Source organism: Pantoea sp. X-Soil-MYKO-1785 (genome assembly GCF_059730675.1).
Genome location: NZ_AP036000.1, coordinates 242693 through 264796, shown reverse-complemented (window position 1 = coordinate 264796; position 22104 = coordinate 242693). Strand labels below are relative to the sequence as shown.

Below are 22104 nucleotides of genomic sequence, written 5' to 3'. Positions count from 1 at the left end.
AGCGGCCAGCGACTGGCGTTAGCGTCTTTCCGATCTGACCCGCGTATCCTGCGCAGGCTCGATTTCACAGCTGACGGCGCCAGACGGTGTAACAACCTCAGGCGGCCATCAGGCCGCTTTTTTGTTTAGTCCGCGTCGTAGCCGAGATTTGGTGCCAGCCAGCGCTCGACCTCGGTCACTGACATCCCTTTACGTGCCGCATAATCCTCCACCTGATCGCGCTGAATCTGCGCCACAGCGAAGTAGCGACTGTCAGGATGGCTGAAGTACCAGCCTGATACTGCCGCGCCTGGCCACATCGCAAAGGATTCAGTCAGCTGCATGCCGGTCTGCCTTTCCACCTCCAGCAGGGTCCAGATTGCCGCTTTCTCAGTGTGCTCGGGACAGGCCGGGTAGCCTGGCGCCGGCCGTATGCCCTGATAGTTTTCGCGAATCAGCTCTTCATTACTGAGGTTTTCGTTGGGCGCGAAGCCCCAGATCACTTTACGCACGCGTTCATGCAGATATTCCGCAAAGGCTTCAGCCAGACGGTCAGCCAGCGCTTTCACCATGATCTTGTTGTAGTCGTCATGCTGACGATCGTACGCCTCCGCCAGCGCATCCTCTTCCAGTCCGCCGGTCACCGCGAAGGCACCGAGATAGTCCGCTTTGCCGCTGGATTTAGGTGCGACAAAGTCCGCCAGACAGTAGTTGGCGAAGTCGGTTTTTTCGGTCTGCTGGCGTAAGTGATGACTCACTACCAGTAGCTCACTGCGGCGCTCATCGCGATAGATCTCGATGTCATCGCCGACCCGGTTAGCCGGGAAAATACCGACCACGCCGCGCGGTTTCAGCAGCGCCTGCTGGCTTAGCTGGTCCAGCATCGCATTCGCATCGGCGAACAGACGCTGCGCCTCTTCGCCGACCACCTCATCTTCCAGGATGCGCGGATACTTACCGGCCAGCGACCAGGTCATGAAGAACGGCGTCCAGTCAATGTAGTTGCGCAGCGTTTCAATACTGGCCTCGACCTGACTGACCCCGAGACGATGCGGCACCGGCGGCGTATAGCTCTGCCAGTCAATCGAGGTGGCGTTGTCGCGGGCCGCCTGCAACGATACCGGCGGGGTGCGCGGTTTTTTACGCGCGTGCTGGATACGCACGGTTTCGTACTCTTTGCGGGTCCGCGCCACAAAATCCGCTTTCAGCGTGGCGGAAAGCAGTGACGAGACCACGCCAACGGTACGTGAGGCGTTCTGCACGTAGACCGTCGGACCGCTGTAGTTCTGCTCAATTTTGACCGCCGTATGCGCTTTAGAGGTGGTCGCGCCGCCGATCAGCAGCGGTAAAGTGAAGCCCTGACGCTCCATCTCTTTCGCCATATTGACCATCTCATCCAGCGACGGTGTAATCAGGCCCGACAGGCCAATGATGTCGGCATTCACTTCGCGGGCCGTTTTCAGGATCTTCTCGCCTGGCACCATTACGCCGAGGTCAATAATTTCGTAGTTGTTGCACTGCAGCACTACGCCAACGATGTTTTTACCAATGTCGTGAACGTCGCCTTTGACCGTGGCCAGCACGATTTTGCCGTTGCTGCGCCCCGCCTCTTTGCTGGCTTCGATAAAGGGTTCCAGATAAGCCACCGCCTGCTTCATCACCCGTGCCGATTTCACCACCTGCGGCAGGAACATTTTGCCTTCGCCAAACAGATCGCCAACCACGTTCATGCCGGACATCAGCGGGCCTTCAATCACCTCTATCGGACGCGGCACCTGCTGGCGCGCCTCTTCGGTATCCTGTTCAATGAATTCGGTGATGCCTTTGACCAGTGAATATTCCAGCCGCTTCACCACGTCCCAGCTGCGCCACTCCGCCAGCTGTTTTTCCTGAGCACCGTCGCTTTTGCCGCCACGGTATTTTTCCGCCAGATCCAGCAACCGCTCGGTCCCGTCATCACGGCGATTGAGGATCACATCTTCTACCGCGTCGCGCAGTTCCGCCGGCAGATCGTCATAAATCGCCAGCTGGCCGGCGTTGACAATGCCCATATCCATGCCGTTGCGGATGGCGTAGTAGAGGAATACCGCGTGTATCGCTTCGCGCACCGGATCGTTGCCGCGGAATGAAAACGACACGTTGGAGACGCCACCGGAGATCATCGCATGTGGCAGCTCGCGCTTGATATCTTCACAGGCACCGATGAAATCCATCGCGTAGTTGTTGTGTTCATCAATGCCGGTCGCCACCGCAAAAATGTTGGGGTCGAAGATGATATCTTCCGGCGGGAAACCGACCTGCTCCGTCAGGATGCGATAGGCGCGGCGACAAATCTCAATCTTACGGGCGCGGGTATCCGCCTGGCCCACCTCATCAAATGCCATCACTACCATCGCCGCACCGTAGCGGCGGACCTGGCGCGCATGATGAATAAAGGCCGCTTCCCCCTCTTTCATCGAGATGGAGTTAACGATGCCTTTACCCTGAATGCACTGTAACCCTTTTTCGATCACCTCCCACTTTGAGGAGTCGATCATGATTGGGACGCGGGCAATATCCGGCTCACCGGCGATCAGATTGAGGAAGCGCACCATCGCCGCTTCGGCGTCGAGCATTCCTTCATCCATATTGATGTCGATGATCTGAGCACCGCTTTCAACCTGCTGCAACGCCACTTCCAGCGCTTCGTTATATTTCTCTTCTTTAATCAGCCGCTTGAATTTTGCTGAACCGGTGACGTTGGTCCGTTCGCCGACGTTAACAAACAGCGATTCTGCGGTAATGTTGAGCGGCTCAAGACCGGCCAGACGACAGGCAACCGGGATCGTCGGCAGCTTACGCGGCGCCACGCCCTCAACGGCCGCCACCATGGCGGCGATATGCTGCGGTGTGGTCCCGCAACAGCCACCGATAATATTCAGAAAACCCGAAGTCGCCCATTCGCCAATCTGCTGCGCCATCAGCTCCGCATCCAGATCGTATTCGCCAAAGGCATTGGGTAAACCAGCATTCGGGTGCGCAGTGACGTAACCCTCGGCGATGCGCGACAGCTCCGCCACATACTGGCGCAGCTCGTCCGGGCCGAGGGCGCAGTTCAGGCCAAAGGAGAGCGGCTCAGCGTGACGCAGGGAGTTGTAAAAGGCCTCGGTGGTCTGGCCGGAGAGCGTCCGACCGGAGGCATCGGTGATGGTGCCTGAAATCATCAGCGGCAGCGTCACGCCGAGCGCTTCCATCTCGGTCTGGACCGCATAGATCGCCGCTTTGGCATTCAGGGTATCGAACACCGTTTCGATCATGATGATGTCACAGCCGCCTTCCACCAGCGCCCGGGTCGATTCGCGGTAGGCGTCCACCAGCTGATTAAAAGTGACGTTACGGAAGGCGGGATCGTTTACATCGGGCGAGATCGAGCAGGTACGGTTTGTCGGCCCCAGCACGCCCGCGACGTAACGTGGGCGATCCGGCGTTTTTGCCGTCCATTCATCGGCGCAGGCACGTGCCAGCCGGGCCGCCTCGTAGTTGATCTCGGCCGATAACGCTTCCATCTGATAATCCGCCATCGCAATGGTGGTGGCGTTAAAGGTATTGGTTTCGAGAATATCGGCACCGGCGGCCAGATAGGCGTTGTGGATCTCGCGGATCACCGCTGGTTTACTCAATACCAGCAGATCGTTGTTGCCCTGAAGATCGCAGGGCCAGTCGGCAAAACGGCTGCCGCGAAAATCCTGCTCATCCAGCTTATAGCTCTGGATCATGGTGCCCATACCGCCGTCCAACACCATAATGCGTTGGGCGAGCTGCTGGTGTAGCGCTTCGATTTTATTGATCACTGTTGGCTCATCCACGTCAATCTGCTGGCTGAAATAGCTTTGAATCATTCTGTCATAAGCGGGTTAACCGACAAAGCAACCTTAGCTGAGACATTTTCAGGTCGACCGCCAACAGGTCTGACCAGAAAACCAGCGTTTGCAAAGCGCGTGATTAAAACGAAAATGATTTCCACATTCCTAAGGAGATTTGATCATGGCGACGCCTGTTCCCGTTAAGCGCGGCAAAAAACCTCGCGGCACTGCCGCCACTGCCGCACCCGCGGGCGGCCAGGTGCAATCCCTGACCCGCGGCCTGACACTGCTGGAGCTGATTGCCGATTCCCACGGCAGCGTGGCGCTGACCGAACTGGCACAGCAGGCAGGTTTGCCTAACTCCACCACTCATCGCCTGCTCAGCACCATGCAGCAGCAGGGGTTTGTCCGCCAGGTGGGCGATCTGGGGTTGTGGACCATCGGAGCACATGCCTTCGTGGTGGGCAGCAGCTTCCTGCAGAGTCGCAATCTGCTGGCGCTGGTGCATCCGGTACTGCGCAGCCTGATGGACGCCTCGGGCGAGACGGTTAATCTGGCGGTGCTGGATCTCAGCGATCATCAGGCGGTGATCATCGATCAGGTGCAGTGTACCCAGCTGATGCGCATGTCCGCACCGATTGGCGGCAAGCTGCCCATGCACGCGTCGGGAGCCGGTAAAGCGTTTCTGGCCCATCTCAGTGATGAGCAGGTCACGACGCTGCTGCATCAGAAAGGGTTGCATTACTACACGCCGAAGACCCTGATGTCGCCGCAGAGCCTGAAAGAGAATCTGGCGCAGGTGCGTAAAGCGGGCTTCTCGTTTGATGATGAAGAGCATGCGCTTGGACTGCGCTGTGTTGCAGCACCGATCTATGACGAACACGGCGAGCCGTTTGCGGCCCTCTCCATCTCCGGCCCGATCGCCAGGATGACCGACGATCGCATTACCGAACTGGGTGCGCTGGTGATCCGTGAAGCGCGTCAGGTCACGCTGGCGTACAGTGGTCGCTGACTGCCTCCGTCGCGTAGCGCACGCAGAAGCGCTGCGCCTGCCGCCAGGCAATCACCTCTTCTACGTGCCCCCCGGCAATGCGTTGTTGCTGGGCTCGCCACCAGCGGGCCTCAAAGATCTCCGGATGCAGTTCCAGCAGCAAAGCACCGATGGCAGCGTCGCTGCATAGGGCGTAGCGGAAGGTTTCCGGAAATACATCGTCCGGCCCGACGCTGTACCAGGGTTCGGCGCTGAGTTCATCCTCTTCGTAGCGCGCGGCCGGCACCTCACGAAAGTGCAGCTCCTGCATCGGCCGGATCTCATCGTAGTCGTAAAACACCACCCGGCCATGGCGGGTTATGCCGAAGTTTTTAAACAGCATGTCGCCCGGGAAGATATTCGCTGCCGCCAGCTGCCGGATGGCATTGCCATACTCCTCAATCGCCTGACGCCGTTGTCCGGCGCTGGCCTGCGCCAGATAGAGGTTAAGCGGCTGCATGCGGCGCTCGAGCCACAGATGGCGAATGATCAGCCGGTCACCTTCAATCTTCAGCTTCTCCGCCGCGCCGGCATTAAGCTCGGCCAGCAGTTCAGGCGAGATACGCGCCAGCGGCAGCGCGAACTGCTCAAACTCCTGAGTATCCGCCATTCGTCCGACGCGATCGTGCTCTTTAACCTGTTGATAGCAGGCGCGCACCTGGGCCTCCGTTACCTCTTTTTGCGGCGCGAAGCGATCTTTAATCACCTTAAACACCCGATCAAAGCCAGGCAGCGTGAAAACCAGCATCACCATGCCGCGAATACCAGGTGCGATCTCAAATTCAGCTTCACTCTGTTCCAGCGCCTGCAGATATTCGCGGTAACTTTCGGTCTTGCCATGCTTCTGGCAGCCAATCGCCATATAACGTTCTGCCAGCGTTTTGCCTGGCAGAATCGGCTGCAGCCACGCCACCAGCGCTGCGGGCATCGGCGCATAAACCATGAAATACGCGCGGGCGAAACCAAACACAATACTGGCGTCATCCACATCGGTCAGACAGGTATCGATCCACAGTTCGCCCGTCGCGCTGCGCTGAATCGGCAACAGACAGGGATGGATGGCATCCGGCAGGTGCAGACGCGCCACCAGCCATGCAGTTTTATTGCGATAAAACAGTTCGCAACTGACCTCAAGCCAGCCCTGCTCCAGCTGCGGAAACTGCGTCTGCAGGTGGCGCACAATCCAGCCGATATCACGTTCGCGATGCTGCCATGGCAAGGTTAACGGTAAATCACGCAGCACCTGTCCGATCAACGCCTGCCAGCCCTGCTGTGGCTGATAGCCGCGCGCCAGCGGCCGCGACGGACTTATCTGCGCTGACGGTGACTGCGAACTGAAGATAAACAGCCGTTCCGGCTGCAGATCGGCATGACCGTGCAGCCGACAGTAAACCGAATTGAAAAAGCTCTCGGCAATTTCATAACGCGGATAGCCAGGCAATAAGCTTTCATACTGGCCCTTTACCCGTAGCCAGAACGCCTCATCCCAGCAGGCTGCGCCGTTCAGCACCCGCAGCTGATCGGCGACCAGACCGACATGATGATCGTAGAGATGGATTCTTGCTTTCATGGCCTGCTGCACCGCCTGCCATTCAGCCTGTTCAAAGCGCTGCTGGGCCCCGGCCGTGATGTCGAGAAAGCGGCCATATTGTGCGTCGAAGCCCTGCAGGATGGTGTGCGCAATCAGCGATTCGCGTGGCGGCATAATCAGCTCCGATAAAAGCCCGCCGGCAACCAGCCGGGCGGGAGGCTGTCAGGGATTTCCTCAGAACTGGTGCTCTTCGGTCGAACCGGTCAGCGCCGTTACCGACGATTTACCGCCCTGGATGGTGGTGGTGACCCGATCAAAATAGCCGGTGCCCACTTCCTGCTGATGCGATGAGAAGCTGTAACCGCGATCGCGCGCGGCAAATTCAGGCTGCTGCACTTTCTCAACGTAGTGGCGCATGCCCTCGCCCTGCGCATAGGCGTGAGCCAGGTCAAACATGTTGAACCACATGCTGTGAATCCCGGCCAGCGTGATGAACTGGAAGCGATAGCCCATCTCGCTGAGCGCCTGCTGAAACTGTGCGATGGTGCGATCGTCGAGATTTTTTTTCCAGTTGAACGATGGCGAACAGTTATAGGCCAGCAATTTACCGGGATAGCGGGCGTGGATGGCATCGGCAAAACGCTGCGCCATGGCCAGATCGGGCGTCGAGGTCTCACACCACAGAATGTCAGCGTAAGGGGCATAGGCCAGACCGCGGCTGATCGCCTGCTCGATACCGGCATTGGTGCGGAAGAACCCCTCTGCGGTGCGGTCGCCACTGATGAAAGGACGATCGTATTCATCGCAGTCGGAGGTAATTAAATCGGCCGCATCGGCATCGGTGCGCGCCAGCAGCAGCGTGGGTACACCCATGACATCGGCCGCCAGTCGGGCAGCCACCAGTTTTTGTATCGCTTCCTGCGTCGGTACCAGTACTTTACCGCCCATATGACCGCATTTTTTCACCGCCGCCAGCTGATCTTCAAAATGGACAGCCGCCGCTCCCGCCTGAATCATCGCCTTCATCAGCTCAAACGCATTCAGCACGCCGCCGAAGCCCGCCTCGGCATCGGCAACGATCGGCAGAAAGAAGTCGGTATAGCGACTGTCACCCGCTTCAATCCCGCTGGACCACTGAATCTGGTCGGCGCGCTGAAAGGTCTGATTGATGCGCGTCACCACTTCAGGTACCGAGTTAACCGGATAGAGCGACTGATCGGGGTACATCTGTCCCGCCACGTTGGCGTCGGCAGCCACCTGCCAGCCAGAGAGATAGATCGCCTCGATACCGGCCTTTGCCTGCTGTAATGCCTGCCCGCCGCTTAACGCGCCCAGACTATTGATGTAACCCTTCTTCGCGTCTCCGTTGAGCAGCGCCCACAGTTTTTCCGCACCGCGCTGGGCCAGAGTGCAGGCGGGCTGTACCGAGCCGCGCAAATTTACCACCTCTGCCGCACTGTAAGGACGGGTGATGCCTTCCCAGCGCGGGTGCTGCCAGTGCTGCTCGAGTTGCTGAATTTGTTGAGTTCGTGTCATGGCAATGTCTCCAGGAGTCAGGGGATCAGGCGGTAGCCCGGCAGAGTAAGGAATGAGACCAGCTCGCGTTCGGTGGTGATTTGCGCCATTAGCTGTGCCGCTTCGCCATAGCGACCGGCACTGAACCGGGCTTCGCCCAGGCTCTGCTGCAACAGATGGAGTTCTTCGTTCAGCCAGCGCAGGAACAGTTCAGCGGTGACCTGCTGACCACTGCTCAGGGTTTGCTGATGACGTATCCATTGCCAGATTGAGGTGCGGGCAATCTCGGCCGTGGCGGCATCTTCCATCAGGCCATCAATCGGCACGCAGCCGTTGCCGCTGATCCAGGCTTCAAGGTATTGCAGTGCTACGCGAATATTGGCGCGCATACCCGCTTCAGTGCGTTCACCGCTGCAGGGCGCCAGCAGCGTGGTCGCGTCGATCGGCGCATCCTCTTCCCGTGTGACTGATAGCTGGTTAGGCCGGTTGCCCAGCACCGCATCAAATACTGCCATCGCGGTGTCCGCCAGCCCGGGATGGGCGATCCAGGTGCCATCATGACCGTTGTTCGCTTCGCGCTGTTTATCTTCTGTAACGCGTTGCAGTACCCAGGCATTACGCGCCGGATCTTTACTCGGGATCAGCGCTGACATGCCACCCATCGCAAACGCGCCGCGCCGATGACAGGTTTTGATCAGCAGGCGTGAATAGGCGTCCAGAAAAGGCTGAGACATAGTGACGGACTGGCGATCCGGCAGTACCCGATCCGCATGCTGTTTCAGCGTTTTGATATAGCTGAAGATGTAGTCCCAGCGCCCACAGTTAAGGCCAACGATGTGATCGCGCAGATTCCACAAGATCTCATCCATCTGGAAGACCGCCGGCAGGGTTTCTATCAGTACCGTGGCTTTGATGGTGCCGCGCGGCAGATCGAATCGATCCTCGCTGAAGCTGAAGATCTCACGCCACCAGGCGACCTCCTGCCAGCTTTCGGTTTTGGGCAGATAGAAATAGGGGCCGCTGCCCTTCGCCAGCAACGGGCGAACGTTGTGAAAGAAATAGAGCGCGAAATCAAATAGCCCGGCGGGAATCGGATTGCCCTGCCAGCTGACGTGTTTTTCCGACAGGTGCAGGCCACGCACCCGACACATCAGCACGGCGGGATCGGCACGCTGCTGGTAAATTTTGCCGGCGTCGCTGGTATAGCTCAAAGTGCCCTGTACCGCTTCACGCAGGGTCAGCTGCCCCTCAATCAGCTTATTCCACTCCGGTGACAGTGAGTCCTCAAAATCCGCCATAAACACTTTTACGTTCGCATTCAGGGCGTTAATAACCATTTTGCGATCCGGCGGACCGGTGATCTCGACCCGTCGATCCTGCAAATCTTTTGGAATCGAACGGATCGCCCAATTACTTGCTCGAATGGAAGCTGTTTCCATATCGAAGTCGGGCAGATAACCCTGATCGTACTGTTGCTGTCGCAGCTGGCGGGCCGTCAGTAACGCGTCGCGCTGTGAGGCAAAGCGCGTAACCAGCGCATCTAAAAACAGAATCGCCTCGGCAGTCAGCAGCTGCTGTTCGGCGTGGTTAAAGGGCTGGCTGAAGGTCAGAGTATGGCTGATCACAGAATCTGTCATGCTGGCGCTCTCCTGTATTCAGAGGATCGAATAACGCGGATCCCCGGATCGACTGTTTTATGAACTACAGGATCAGAGCATATGCATTTAATTTTCTAAATCAAAAACTATTTCCATTTTATTATAATTATCTATCTATCTTTTTGTTTTTAATGAATTTAAAGTTTTGTTATTAAAGGGAACAGCTTTCATCAAAAATTTCAGGCGAAAAAAAACCGTGTCGCCATCGGCTGACACGGTTCATTTGAGGTAGATTCTGGCACTATTCGAGGGTCGGATTCATGTGGCGTAAATCAAACGGTGTGATCTGATAGACGTAATAGTTAAGCCAGTTGGAGAACAGCAGATTGCCATGACTACGCCAGGCGGCACGCGGCGGCAGTGCCGGATTATCCTGTGGGAAGTAGTTATACGGCACCTCAGGATTCAGGCCGGCTTCATAATCACGGTGATATTCACCCGATAAGGTCAACGCATCGTATTCAGGGTGACCGGTAACGAACACCAGTCGTTTGTCTTTACTCGCCATCAGGTAGGCACCGGTTTGTTCCGATTCAGCAAATAATTCCAGATCGGTATAATCGGTAATTAATTGCGTCGGGAAATCAGCGTAACGTGAATGCGGCGCCAGGAAATTATCATCAAATCCGCGGGTCAGTAAGGCATGCGGATGCAATATCTGATGCTCAAAGACACCAGATAGCTTGTTATGTCGGGTCTGCTTAGGAATGCCATACAAAATATTAAGCGCCGCCTGCACTGCCCAACAGACAAACAGCGTTGAGGTAACATGCTCTTTGGCCCAGTGCAGCACGCGCTGGATCTGTGGCCAGTACGCCACATCATTAAAATCGACCAGTCCCAGCGGGGCACCTGTCACGATTAAGCCATCAAAGTTGTCGTGCTGGATATCTTCAAAATTGCAGTAGAAGTTATTGAGGTGCTCAGTCGGCGTGTTACGTGACTCCCGGCTGTCGATGCGTAACAGCTGGATATCGATCTGTAACGGCGAGTTTGAGAGCAGGCGCAGGAACTGATTTTCCGTTTCGATCTTTTTCGGCATCAGATTTAGTACCAACACTTTAAGCGGACGGATCTCCTGAACACTGGCGCGTGACGAGGTCATCACAAAGACATTCTCGTTACGCAAAAAACTCACTGCCGGTAATTCGTCGGGAACCCTGATTGGCATAGCCTGCTCACCTCTTACAACCATATAAACGTTTAGACATCTGGATGCCCAACATTAGCCTGGTGGCCATGTAATGTCGAGGTTTCATGCAGAAAATGAAAATGTTTCAGTTTAAAAGGGCAAATAGCAGACGGGTGTTGCAGGGGGAATTTCAGGATCTCAGCGAAAATTTCAGCGATCTGCGGACGTAAAAAAGCCCCGCACTTCCGTGCGGGGCTTCTTCACTCGTTTGATGCCTGGCAGTTCCCTACTCTCGCATGGGGAGACCCCACACTACCATCGGCGCTACGGCGTTTCACTTCTGAGTTCGGCATGGGGTCAGGTGGGACCACCGCGCTACAGCCGCCAGGCAAATCTTGGTGCACGGAACGAATCTTTTACGTCATGGCCGTGCGCCATGCCGCAGAATCCTTCGTTCCCGCTAATTTTTATCCGTCACAAGCTGAAAATCTGTCCCTCAAAAACGCCTCTGGCGTTGTAAGGTTAAGCCTCACGGGTCATTAGTACCGGTTAGCTCAACGCATCGCTGCGCTTACACATCCGGCCTATCAACGTCGTCGTCTTCAACGTCCCTTCAGGACCCTTAAAGGGTCAGGGAGAACTCATCTCGGGGCAAGTTTCGTGCTTAGATGCTTTCAGCACTTATCTTTTCCGCACTTAGCTACCGGGCAATGCCATTGGCATGACAACCCGAACACCAGTGGTGCGTTCACTCCGGTCCTCTCGTACTAGGAGCAACCCCCCTCAATTCTCCAGCGCCCACGGCAGATAGGGACCGAACTGTCTCACGACGTTCTAAACCCAGCTCGCGTACCACTTTAAACGGCGAACAGCCGTACCCTTGGGACCTACTTCAGCCCCAGGATGTGATGAGCCGACATCGAGGTGCCAAACACCGCCGTCGATATGAACTCTTGGGCGGTATCAGCCTGTTATCCCCGGAGTACCTTTTATCCGTTGAGCGATGGCCCTTCCATTCAGAACCACCGGATCACTATGACCTGCTTTCGCACCTGCTCGAGCCGTCACTCTCGCAGTCAAGCCAGCTTATGCCATTGCACTAACCTCACGATGTCCGACCGTGATTAGCTGACCTTCGTGCTCCTCCGTTACGCTTTAGGAGGAGACCGCCCCAGTCAAACTACCCACCAGACACTGTCCGCACCCCGGATCACGGGGCCACGTTAGAACATCAAACATTAAAGGGTGGTATTTCAAGGTTGGCTCCACGCGGACTGGCGTCCGCGCTTCAAAGCCTCCCACCTATCCTACACATCAAGGCTCAATGTTCAGTGTCAAGCTGTAGTAAAGGTTCACGGGGTCTTTCCGTCTTGCCGCGGGTACACTGCATCTTCACAGCGAGTTCAATTTCACTGAGTCTCGGGTGGAGACAGCCTGGCCATCATTACGCCATTCGTGCAGGTCGGAACTTACCCGACAAGGAATTTCGCTACCTTAGGACCGTTATAGTTACGGCCGCCGTTTACCGGGGCTTCGATCAAGAGCTTCTCCTTGCGGATAACCCCATCAATTAACCTTCCGGCACCGGGCAGGCGTCACACCGTATACGTCCACTTTCGTGTTTGCACAGTGCTGTGTTTTTAATAAACAGTTGCAGCCAGCTGGTATCTTCGACTGGCTTCGGCTCGGGGAGCAGGTCCCTCCACCTACGCGCCAGCGTGCCTTCTCCCGAAGTTACGGCACCATTTTGCCTAGTTCCTTCACCCGAGTTCTCTCAAGCGCCTTGGTATTCTCTACCTGACCACCTGTGTCGGTTTGGGGTACGATTTTGTGTTACCTGATGCTTAGAGGCTTTTCCTGGAAGCAGGGCATTTATCACTTCAGCACCGTAGTGCCTCGTCGTCACGCCTCAGTGTAAAGTGAACCGGATTTGCCTGGAACACACACCTACACGCTTAAACCGGGACAACCGTCGCCCGGCTGATATAGCCTTCTCCGTCCCCCCTTCGCAGTAACACCAAGTACAGGAATATTAACCTGTTTCCCATCGACTACGCCTTTCGGCCTCGCCTTAGGGGTCGACTCACCCTGCTCCGATTAACGTTGAACAGGAACCCTTGGTCTTCCGGCGAGCGGGCTTTTCACCCGCTTTATCGTTACTTATGTCAGCATTCGCACTTCTGATACCTCCAGCATGCCTCACAGCACACCTTCGACGGCTTACAGAACGCTCCCCTACCCAACAACACATAAGTGTCGCTGCCGCAGCTTCGGTGCATGGTTTAGCCCCGTTACATCTTCCGCGCAGGCCGACTCGACCAGTGAGCTATTACGCTTTCTTTAAATGATGGCTGCTTCTAAGCCAACATCCTGGCTGTCTGTGCCTTCCCACATCGTTTCCCACTTAACCATGACTTTGGGACCTTAGCTGGCGGTCTGGGTTGTTTCCCTCTTCACGACGGACGTTAGCACCCGCCGTGTGTCTCCCGTGATAACATTCTTCGGTATTCGCAGTTTGCATCGGGTTGGTAAGCCGGGATGGCCCCCTAGCCGAAACAGTGCTCTACCCCCGAAGATGAGTTCACGAGGCGCTACCTAAATAGCTTTCGGGGAGAACCAGCTATCTCCCGGTTTGATTGGCCTTTCACCCCCAGCCACAGGTCATCCGCTAATTTTTCAACATTAGTCGGTTCGGTCCTCCAGTTAGTGTTACCCAACCTTCAACCTGCCCATGGCTAGATCACCGGGTTTCGGGTCTATACCCTGCAACTTAACGCCCAGTTAAGACTCGGTTTCCCTGCGGCTCCCCTATACGGTTAACCTTGCTACAGAATATAAGTCGCTGACCCATTATACAAAAGGTACGCAGTCACCCCCATAAAGAAGGCTCCCACTGCTTGTACGTACACGGTTTCAGGTTCTGTTTCACTCCCCTCGCCGGGGTTCTTTTCGCCTTTCCCTCACGGTACTGGTTCACTATCGGTCAGTCAGGAGTATTTAGCCTTGGAGGATGGTCCCCCCATATTCAGACAGGATACCACGTGTCCCGCCTTACTCATCGAGCTCACAGCCTGTGTGTTTTTGTGTACGGGAGTATCACCCTGTACCCTGCGACTTTCCAGACGCTTCCACTAACACACAAGCTGATTCAGGCTCTGGGCTGCTCCCCGTTCGCTCGCCGCTACTGGGGGAATCTCGGTTGATTTCTTTTCCTCGGGGTACTTAGATGTTTCAGTTCCCCCGGTTCGCCTTGCAGCACTATGTATTCATGCTGCAATGATGCACTGAGTGCACCGGGTTTCCCCATTCGGACATCGACGGCTGTAGCGGTTCATATCACCTTACCGTCGCTTTACGCAGATTAGCACGTCCTTCATCGCCTCTGACTGCCAGGGCATCCACCGTGTACGCTTAGTCGCTTAACCTCACAACCCACAGGCGTTTTTCAACGCTGCGTGTTGCAAGCATTTGAGAGACTCGAACGCATCGCCTTGTTATTCCTTATTACGGAGGAATAACGCGCTGCGTCGTTTCAATTTTCAGCTTGTTCCGGATTGTTAAAGAGCAATATCTTAAACATGACTCGTAAGTCATCTTTAAGATATGTGGGCAACACCTTTCACCTGTCACCAAGCAAGTGGCGTCCCCTAGGGGATTCGAACCCCTGTTGCCGCCGTGAAAGGGCGGAGTCCTAACCGCTAGACGAAGGGGACACAAAGGTGTCACGACTTCGCAGCCGTCTTGCTCATTACTTTTCTATCAGACAATCTGTGTGAGCACTTCGCGGGAAGGTATCTTCAGGTAAGGAGGTGATCCAACCGCAGGTTCCCCTACGGTTACCTTGTTACGACTTCACCCCAGTCATGAATCACAAAGTGGTAAGCGCCCTCCCGAAGGTTAAGCTACCTACTTCTTTTGCAACCCACTCCCATGGTGTGACGGGCGGTGTGTACAAGGCCCGGGAACGTATTCACCGTGGCATTCTGATCCACGATTACTAGCGATTCCGACTTCACGGAGTCGAGTTGCAGACTCCGATCCGGACTACGACGCACTTTGTGAGGTCCGCTTGCTCTCGCGAGGTCGCTTCTCTTTGTATGCGCCATTGTAGCACGTGTGTAGCCCTACTCGTAAGGGCCATGATGACTTGACGTCATCCCCACCTTCCTCCGGTTTATCACCGGCAGTCTCCTTTGAGTTCCCGACCGAATCGCTGGCAACAAAGGATAAGGGTTGCGCTCGTTGCGGGACTTAACCCAACATTTCACAACACGAGCTGACGACAGCCATGCAGCACCTGTCTCAGCGTTCCCGAAGGCACCAAGGCATCTCTGCCAAGTTCGCTGGATGTCAAGAGTAGGTAAGGTTCTTCGCGTTGCATCGAATTAAACCACATGCTCCACCGCTTGTGCGGGCCCCCGTCAATTCATTTGAGTTTTAACCTTGCGGCCGTACTCCCCAGGCGGTCGACTTAACGCGTTAGCTCCGGAAGCCACTCCTCAAGGGAACAACCTCCAAGTCGACATCGTTTACGGCGTGGACTACCAGGGTATCTAATCCTGTTTGCTCCCCACGCTTTCGCACCTGAGCGTCAGTCTTCGTCCAGGGGGCCGCCTTCGCCACCGGTATTCCTCCAGATCTCTACGCATTTCACCGCTACACCTGGAATTCTACCCCCCTCTACGAGACTCAAGCCTGCCAGTTTCAAATGCAGTTCCCAGGTTAAGCCCGGGGATTTCACATCTGACTTAACAGACCGCCTGCGTGCGCTTTACGCCCAGTAATTCCGATTAACGCTTGCACCCTCCGTATTACCGCGGCTGCTGGCACGGAGTTAGCCGGTGCTTCTTCTGCGGGTAACGTCAATCGACGCGGTTATTAACCGCATCGCCTTCCTCCCCGCTGAAAGTACTTTACAACCCGAAGGCCTTCTTCATACACGCGGCATGGCTGCATCAGGCTTGCGCCCATTGTGCAATATTCCCCACTGCTGCCTCCCGTAGGAGTCTGGACCGTGTCTCAGTTCCAGTGTGGCTGGTCATCCTCTCAGACCAGCTAGGGATCGTCGCCTAGGTGGGCCATTACCCCGCCTACTAGCTAATCCCATCTGGGTTCATCCGATAGTGAGAGGCCCGAAGGTCCCCCTCTTTGGTCTTGCGACGTTATGCGGTATTAGCCACCGTTTCCAGTGGTTATCCCCCTCTATCGGGCAGATCCCCAGACATTACTCACCCGTCCGCCACTCGTCACCCAAGGAGCAAGCTCCTCTGTGCTACCGTCCGACTTGCATGTGTTAGGCCTGCCGCCAGCGTTCAATCTGAGCCATGATCAAACTCTTCAATTTAAGTTTGATTTGCTTAAACAAGTTAAGCGGTGCTCATCTGTAAAACGTCATAATGAATTTCATTATGTGTTCACTCGTGAGACTTGATATTTTTTACGTCCGGAGACGCTGATATCAATCCTGCGAGTGCCCACACAGATTGTCTGATAAATTGTTAAAGAGCAGTGCGAGCAGCGGGTTAACCGTCTGTCGCGAGGTGGCGTATATTACGCTTTCCTCCTTCAGAGTCAACTTCTTTTTCAGAAGCTTTTCTCCGGCGGCGCAGTCTCCTGTGCCTTTCAACCCGGCGGCGTTAAGCCGTTGTTCCGTGTCGATGGAGGCGCATTATAGGGAGTTGTTCGGCAGGCGCAACCTGTAAATTGCATAAAAACAACCGTTCGCTGCATTCCACAGCAAAAGCCCCTGTTATACGCAGTTACGCACAAACTTATCCACATTCATCGGGCACAGCGAATTTAGGCGAGCATCACGCAAACGTTTTCGCTACAATGCCCGGCGACGTAACGGATGCCCCTTTTCGGGGCGTTACCTGAAGTTTTCGATCTTTTCTTCTTATATAAGCAAAGGAAGGATCGTTAAGCTTGATGTAACGCTCTTATATACGCGAAACAAAGCCAAGGGATAAAACCACCATGCAACAACGTCGTCCTGTACGCCGCGCTCTGCTCAGTGTGTCTGACAAAGCCGGTATCCTCGAATTTGCTCAGGCGCTCGCTGACCGCGGTGTCGAGCTGCTCTCCACAGGTGGCACGGCTCGCCTGCTGGCGGATGCGGGCCTGCCTGTCACTGAAGTCTCTGACTACACCGGCTTCCCGGAAATGATGGATGGACGCGTCAAAACCCTGCACCCGAAAGTGCACGGCGGCATTCTGGGCCGTCGCGGCCAGGATGATGCCATCATGGCGCAGCACGACATCAGCCCAATCGATATGGTGGTGGTAAACCTGTATCCCTTTGCCCAGACGGTGGCACGTGAGGGATGTTCGCTGGAAGATGCCGTTGAGAACATTGATATCGGCGGCCCGACTATGGTGCGCTCCGCTGCGAAGAACCATAAAGATGTGGCGATCGTAGTGAAGAGCAGCGACTATCCGGCTATCGTGGCTGAGATGGACGCGAATCAGAACGCCCTGACCCTTGAAACCCGCTTCGACCTCGCCATTAAAGCCTTCGAGCACACCGCCGCTTACGACAGCATGATCGCTAACTATTTTGGATCGCGGGTGCCGGCCTATCATGGCGAACGCGGCCAGCCAGCCGGTCGCTTCCCGCGCACCCTTAACCTGAACTTCATTAAGAAGCAGGATATGCGCTATGGCGAAAACAGCCATCAGGATGCGGCCTTCTATATAGAAGAGAATGTGGCGGAAGCGTCCGTCGCTACCGCACAGCAGGTTCAGGGCAAAGCCCTTTCTTATAACAATATTGCCGATACCGATGCGGCGCTGGAATGCGTAAAAGAGTTCAGCGAGCCGGCCTGTGTCATCGTTAAACATGCTAACCCGTGCGGCGTCGCGGTCGGTGATTCTCTGCTGACGGCCTATGAGCGTGCCTGGCAGACCGATCCGACTTCCGCATTCGGCGGCATCATCGCCTTTAACCGCGAGCTGGATGAAGCAACCGCGCAGGCCATTATCAGCCGTCAGTTTGTTGAAGTGATCATTGCGCCTGCAGTTTCCGAAGCGGCGCTGAAAATTACCGCGACCAAACAGAATGTACGGGTGCTGATCTGCGGCCAGTGGCAAAACCGGGTGGCCGCGCTGGACTTCAAACGGGTTAATGGCGGCTTACTGGTGCAGGATCGCGATCTCGGTATGGTCGATGCCAGCCAGCTGCGCGTGGTCAGCAAACGCCAGCCAACCGAGCAGGAACTGCGTGATGCACTGTTCTGCTGGAAAGTGGCGAAGTTCGTTAAGTCTAACGCCATTGTTTATGCGCGCGACAATATGACTATCGGTATCGGCGCTGGCCAGATGAGCCGCGTCTATTCCGCCAAGATTGCCGGCATCAAAGCGGGCGATGAAGGGCTGGAAGTAAAAGGCTCGGCGATGGCGTCTGACGCCTTCTTCCCGTTCCGCGACGGTATTGATGCGGCAGCGGCGGTAGGTATCAGCTGCGTAATTCAGCCTGGCGGCTCAATCCGAGATGACGAAGTGATCGCCGCAGCTGATGAACACGGCATTGCGATGATCTTTACTGATATGCGCCACTTCCGCCATTAATCGTTTGGAGAGTTACAGATGAAAATTTTAGTGATTGGCAATGGCGGACGTGAGCACGCATTAGCCTGGAAAGCCGCACAGTCTCCGCTGGCGGAAACTGTGTTTGTGGCACCGGGCAACGCCGGCACCGCATTAGAGCCAGCGCTGCAGAATGTGGCGATCGCCGCCACTGATATCCCTGCCCTGCTGGCCTTTGCACAACGCGAAGCCATCGATCTGACCATCGTCGGCCCTGAGGCGCCACTGGTGGCGGGCGTGGTCGATGCATTTCGCGCTGCCGGCCTGAACATTTTTGGCCCGACGCAGGCTGCCGCTCAGCTGGAAGGCTCTAAAGCCTTCACCAAAGATTTCCTTGCCCGCCATCAGATCCCGAGTGCGGAATACCAGAACTTCACCGAGGTTGAACCTGCGCTGGCCTATCTGCGTGAGAAAGGCGCACCGATCGTCATTAAGGCTGACGGTCTGGCGGCGGGCAAAGGCGTGATTGTGGCGATGACGTTGCAGGAAGCAGAAGCGGCGGTTCAGGATATGCTGGCCGGCAATGCATTTGGCGATGCCGGCCACCGCATTGTGATCGAAGAGTTTCTCGACGGTGAAGAAGCCAGTTTCATCGTAATGGTCGATGGCGAGCATGTCCTGCCAATGGCCACCAGCCAGGATCACAAACGCGTCGGTGACGGCGACACCGGCCCGAACACCGGCGGTATGGGCGCCTATTCTCCGGCACCGGTGGTTACCGATGAGATCCACCAGCGGGTGATGGATCAGGTTATCTGGCCTACGGTGCGTGGCATGGCCGCTGAAGGTAACGTCTATACCGGCTTTCTCTATGCCGGCTTGATGATCGATCAATCCGGTCAGCCGAAAGTGATCGAATTTAACTGCCGCTTTGGCGATCCGGAAACCCAGCCGATCATGCTGCGTATGCAGTCGGATCTGGTCGATCTTTGCCTGGCAGCCTGTGCCGGCACGCTGGATCAGAAGACCTCTGAGTGGGATCCACGGCCGTCACTGGGCGTAGTGCTGGCGGCGGGCGGCTACCCCGGCGATTACCACCAGGGCGATCAGATTCACGGTCTGCCACTGGAAGAGGTTGAGGATGGCAAGGTATTCCACGCCGGAACCCGTCTGGAAGACGATCTGGTGCTTACTCACGGTGGCCGGGTACTGTGCGTTACCGCGCTGGGCGACGATGTGGCGGCGGCCCAACAGCGGGCTTATCAGCTGGCACAGCCGATTTCCTGGCAAGGCAGTTTCTGCCGTCGCGATATTGGCTACCGCGCTATTAACCGCAAATAAGTCAAAAGGGGCACAGTGTGCCCCTTACTCCTGCGCTTACATATCCTCTTCTTTCGGCTGCTGCGCGCAATCATCCTGCTGACTTACCCGCAACAGCTGCACCCCTTCCGGCGCTTCCAGCCATGAAACCATCAATGGCGTGGCCGATCCACGCTGCTGCTGTGCCAGCGTCCGTAAGGCATCGCTATCGAAGGCGGGCCTGACCTGCTGGCCTTCACAGCTTTCGATCAGATTGCCGCCCTGCCAGTGACCCTGCCGCAGGAATATCCGGCCGCTGAGTAGCGCGTCACTGACGTTGCGCATCCGCTGGGCATCGAACTTATACAACTCCACTGCATCCGCACTGACCGCCTCGCGCCGGCCAGCCAGCTGGCGCTGCATAAAGTTAAGGCCGCCTTGCTGGTCAAACCGTAAAGTGACGTCATCGGGATGCTCGCCTTTGACCTGACGATGAACGCTGATTAACGCCTCTTCCAGCCAGATGTAATCGGTAACTTCCCCTTCACCGCTGGCGAACGGGGTAAAAATGGTGCGGATATGGACCGACTGATGATCGTTATTCTTGCGCCAGATGCGCACGACGCCACGGTCAGCAAGATAACCACTGGCAGAGAAAGGAGGAATATCAGGTGTGGAGCTGCAACCGAAAAGCAATAAGGAGAGAGACAGGGCGGAAAAACGCTGAAGCAGCGTGGTCATGATGGCAGGCCCCTTAAACAAAAGGGGCGAATCGCCCCCTGTTTTAAAGCTTAACCGCAGTGCGACGTCTTACTTAACGGCGTCTTTCAGCGCTTTACCAGACACGAATGCCGGTACGTTTGCTGCAGCGATTTTGATCTCTTTGCCAGTCTGCGGGTTACGACCGGTACGCTCAGCGCGGTGGTTCACTTTAAAAGTACCAAAACCAACCAGTTGTACAGCATCACCATCTTTCAGAGACTCAGTGATCGCAGCCAGAGTAGATTCCAGCGCTGCCTTTGCCTGGGTTTTAGACAGGTCAGCTTTTTCTGCGATCACATCAATCAGTTGAGTCTTGTTCATAAGTTATCCTTAAAGTGTATTTATCGCTTGCTAAGCAACGAGTGCGAGGGAAAAGCCATATTCTGGCACTCTTCAGCCTGCACGCACCGATAGCCACAATTTTCAGCCCCCCAAATGTAGACCAGAGAGGGGGCCAATGTGAAGCCTCCAGGCGCGCTAATTCGGGCCTGAAGTCACGTTTTATCGCCTTACTGCTGGAAATTTATACCGATGTTACTAATTCCCGCTTCACGCAGGTCCGATCGCAGGCCTTTGATTAATTCAAGGTCACGCTCTTCGCACTCGGCGAGCAGGCGGAAAATCTCCCACTGAAGGTCCCATTCATCAATGATGGCCGGGTTTTCACGGAGCTCTTCGTCGGTCATTTCGCGTCCAGCCTGGGTCATTTCCAGCATGGCAACGGTAGTAATTGAGGTCTCGCTGACTTCAATCGCGTGCTCAAGTGTGTCGCCGCTCAGCTGCGCATGAACCACTTCGCTTAATGCCACACAGGCATCAATCGCCGGATATACGCCGTAAACCTCAAACGCATCGCCATCAGGAATGGCAGCTTCAAGTTTTTCCAGCTGGCTGTCGAAGTTTATCTTCGCATCTTTGACCGTCAGGTTTTCCCAGATAAGATCAAGAATACGGCGATAGAGTGCCGGATCGGCAAATTCGGTCTGCTCGCAGAATGCCCGATAATTCGGGTACATACGCTCGCACAGGCAGGCCATAAAAGTAAGATGCTGCCAGCTTTCCAGCTTCGCCAGACGCAGATGAACGGGATTTTGTAACATAAAGGTGGCTCTTATTCGTTTCGCTGGCGGCAGTGTAACTGCAAAAGCGCAGCACAAACAGTGTTAAAGCGCGTTTTGCCAGCGCTGGAAAGTCGGACGATTCGAGGCAACCGCATCCGCCCAGCGGGTTGGCTCCGGCAAACGGTAGCCGCGCGTGCAGTTTTCAACCCAGTGCAGCGCAGTATCAAGGCTGACACGATGCCCGGTGGCCACGAACAGCGGATTGCAACGCTGCTTGCTGCGCCACACCCAGCCGATCTGTTCGCCTTTATCCATCAGCGGCTGACGACTGCCCGGCTGCGGATCCAGTTCGGCGAAACGACCGCACAGACGGCGTTTCGCTACACCAATGGTCGGAACATCCACCAGCAGGCCAAAATGCGACGCAACGCCGAGCCGCCGGGGATGGGAGATACCGTGACCGTCGACAAACAGCAGGTCCGGTTTTTGCTCCAGCATCTGCCATGCCGCCATCAGCGCCGGGTACTCACGGAAGGAGAGAAAGCCGGGAATATAAGGCATGGTGGTCTCGATACGCGCAATGCGATGCTCCACCAGCGTTAGCGAGGGCCACTCAAGTATCACCAGCGCCGCCCGGGTGACGGCGCCTTCCTGTTCAAATCCGACGTCCGCCCCGCCAATAAAGCGTGGCGGCAATACGTCAAAGTCATCTTCACGCACCACATCAGCGGCGCGTTGCAACTGCTCAGCGCGAAGTGCGGCAATATCCAT

The 22104-nt window shown here is 55.9% G+C and carries 12 protein-coding genes, 1 tRNA gene and 3 rRNA genes; 3 read left to right on the top strand and 13 right to left on the bottom strand.

Annotated elements, in window-relative coordinates; translation table 11 throughout:
* Window positions 1-125: 125 nt before the first annotated feature.
* Window positions 126-3857, bottom strand: a complete 3732-nt coding sequence (gene metH / locus AC6I8D_RS01175; protein ID WP_497819534.1) for a methionine synthase — start codon at window positions 3855-3857, stop codon at window positions 126-128.
* Window positions 3858-4002: 145 nt separating this feature from the next.
* Here metH and iclR point away from each other — a divergent pair, with 145 nt between their 5' ends.
* Window positions 4003-4833 (top strand): glyoxylate bypass operon transcriptional repressor IclR, encoded by an 831-nt coding sequence (iclR, locus tag AC6I8D_RS01170; RefSeq protein WP_069729427.1) that lies wholly within the window; start codon window positions 4003-4005, stop codon window positions 4831-4833.
* On the opposite strand, the gene aceK is transcribed toward iclR, so the two are convergent.
* The 8 genes from aceK to AC6I8D_RS01130 form a co-directional block, all read right to left on the bottom strand.
* Window positions 4808-6556, bottom strand: coding sequence for a bifunctional isocitrate dehydrogenase kinase/phosphatase (gene aceK / locus AC6I8D_RS01165; protein WP_497819533.1), 1749 nt, complete (start codon window positions 6554-6556; stop codon window positions 4808-4810). The two genes, iclR and aceK, sit on opposite strands and share 26 nt — an antisense overlap.
* Before the next feature lie 60 nt (window positions 6557-6616).
* Window positions 6617-7918 carry an isocitrate lyase gene (aceA, locus tag AC6I8D_RS01160; RefSeq protein WP_031375545.1) on the bottom strand — a complete coding sequence of 434 codons (1302 nt, stop codon included), beginning with the start codon at window positions 7916-7918 and terminating at the stop codon, window positions 6617-6619.
* Between the two features lie 17 nt (window positions 7919-7935).
* Window positions 7936-9534 carry a malate synthase A gene (aceB, locus tag AC6I8D_RS01155; protein WP_312057306.1) on the bottom strand — a complete coding sequence of 533 codons (1599 nt, stop codon included), beginning with the start codon at window positions 9532-9534 and terminating at the stop codon, window positions 7936-7938.
* A gap of 262 nt (window positions 9535-9796) precedes the next feature.
* Window positions 9797-10726: a homoserine O-succinyltransferase MetA gene (gene metA / locus AC6I8D_RS01150; RefSeq protein WP_497819532.1), complete on the bottom strand. Its 930-nt coding sequence runs from the start codon at window positions 10724-10726 to the stop codon at window positions 9797-9799.
* Between the two features lie 234 nt (window positions 10727-10960).
* Window positions 10961-11076: ribosomal RNA gene (gene rrf, locus AC6I8D_RS01145) — 5S ribosomal RNA — on the bottom strand.
* 129 nt (window positions 11077-11205) lie between these two features.
* Window positions 11206-14112 (bottom strand): 23S ribosomal RNA (locus AC6I8D_RS01140).
* Window positions 14113-14325: 213 nt separating this feature from the next.
* Window positions 14326-14400 (bottom strand) — tRNA-Glu (locus AC6I8D_RS01135).
* Window positions 14401-14489: 89 nt separating this feature from the next.
* A 16S ribosomal RNA gene (locus tag AC6I8D_RS01130) occupies window positions 14490-16031 on the bottom strand.
* Together the 16S, 23S and 5S rRNA genes with 1 tRNA gene alongside form the textbook arrangement of a ribosomal RNA operon.
* A 632-nt stretch (window positions 16032-16663) precedes the next feature.
* On the opposite strand from AC6I8D_RS01130, the gene purH reads away from it, so the two are divergent.
* A complete protein-coding gene (gene purH / locus AC6I8D_RS01125; RefSeq protein WP_312057667.1) occupies window positions 16664-18253 on the top strand; it encodes a bifunctional phosphoribosylaminoimidazolecarboxamide formyltransferase/IMP cyclohydrolase in 1590 nt (529 codons plus the stop codon).
* Between the two features lie 18 nt (window positions 18254-18271).
* Window positions 18272-19552 (top strand): phosphoribosylamine--glycine ligase, encoded by a 1281-nt coding sequence (gene purD / locus AC6I8D_RS01120; protein WP_312057669.1) that lies wholly within the window; start codon window positions 18272-18274, stop codon window positions 19550-19552.
* Window positions 19553-19588: 36 nt separating this feature from the next.
* Here purD and AC6I8D_RS01115 read toward each other — a convergent pair whose 3' ends face one another.
* The 4 genes from AC6I8D_RS01115 to nfi form a co-directional block, all read right to left on the bottom strand.
* Window positions 19589-20251, bottom strand: a complete 663-nt coding sequence (locus AC6I8D_RS01115; RefSeq protein WP_312057671.1) for a DUF1481 domain-containing protein — start codon at window positions 20249-20251, stop codon at window positions 19589-19591.
* A gap of 69 nt (window positions 20252-20320) precedes the next feature.
* Window positions 20321-20593, bottom strand: coding sequence for a nucleoid-associated protein HU-alpha (gene hupA / locus AC6I8D_RS01110; protein WP_003850136.1), 273 nt, complete (start codon window positions 20591-20593; stop codon window positions 20321-20323).
* Window positions 20594-20781: 188 nt separating this feature from the next.
* Window positions 20782-21372 carry a YjaG family protein gene (locus AC6I8D_RS01105; RefSeq protein WP_031376924.1) on the bottom strand — a complete coding sequence of 197 codons (591 nt, stop codon included), beginning with the start codon at window positions 21370-21372 and terminating at the stop codon, window positions 20782-20784.
* Window positions 21373-21435: 63 nt separating this feature from the next.
* A complete protein-coding gene (gene nfi / locus AC6I8D_RS01100) occupies window positions 21436-22104 on the bottom strand; it encodes a deoxyribonuclease V (RefSeq protein WP_312057505.1) in 669 nt (222 codons plus the stop codon).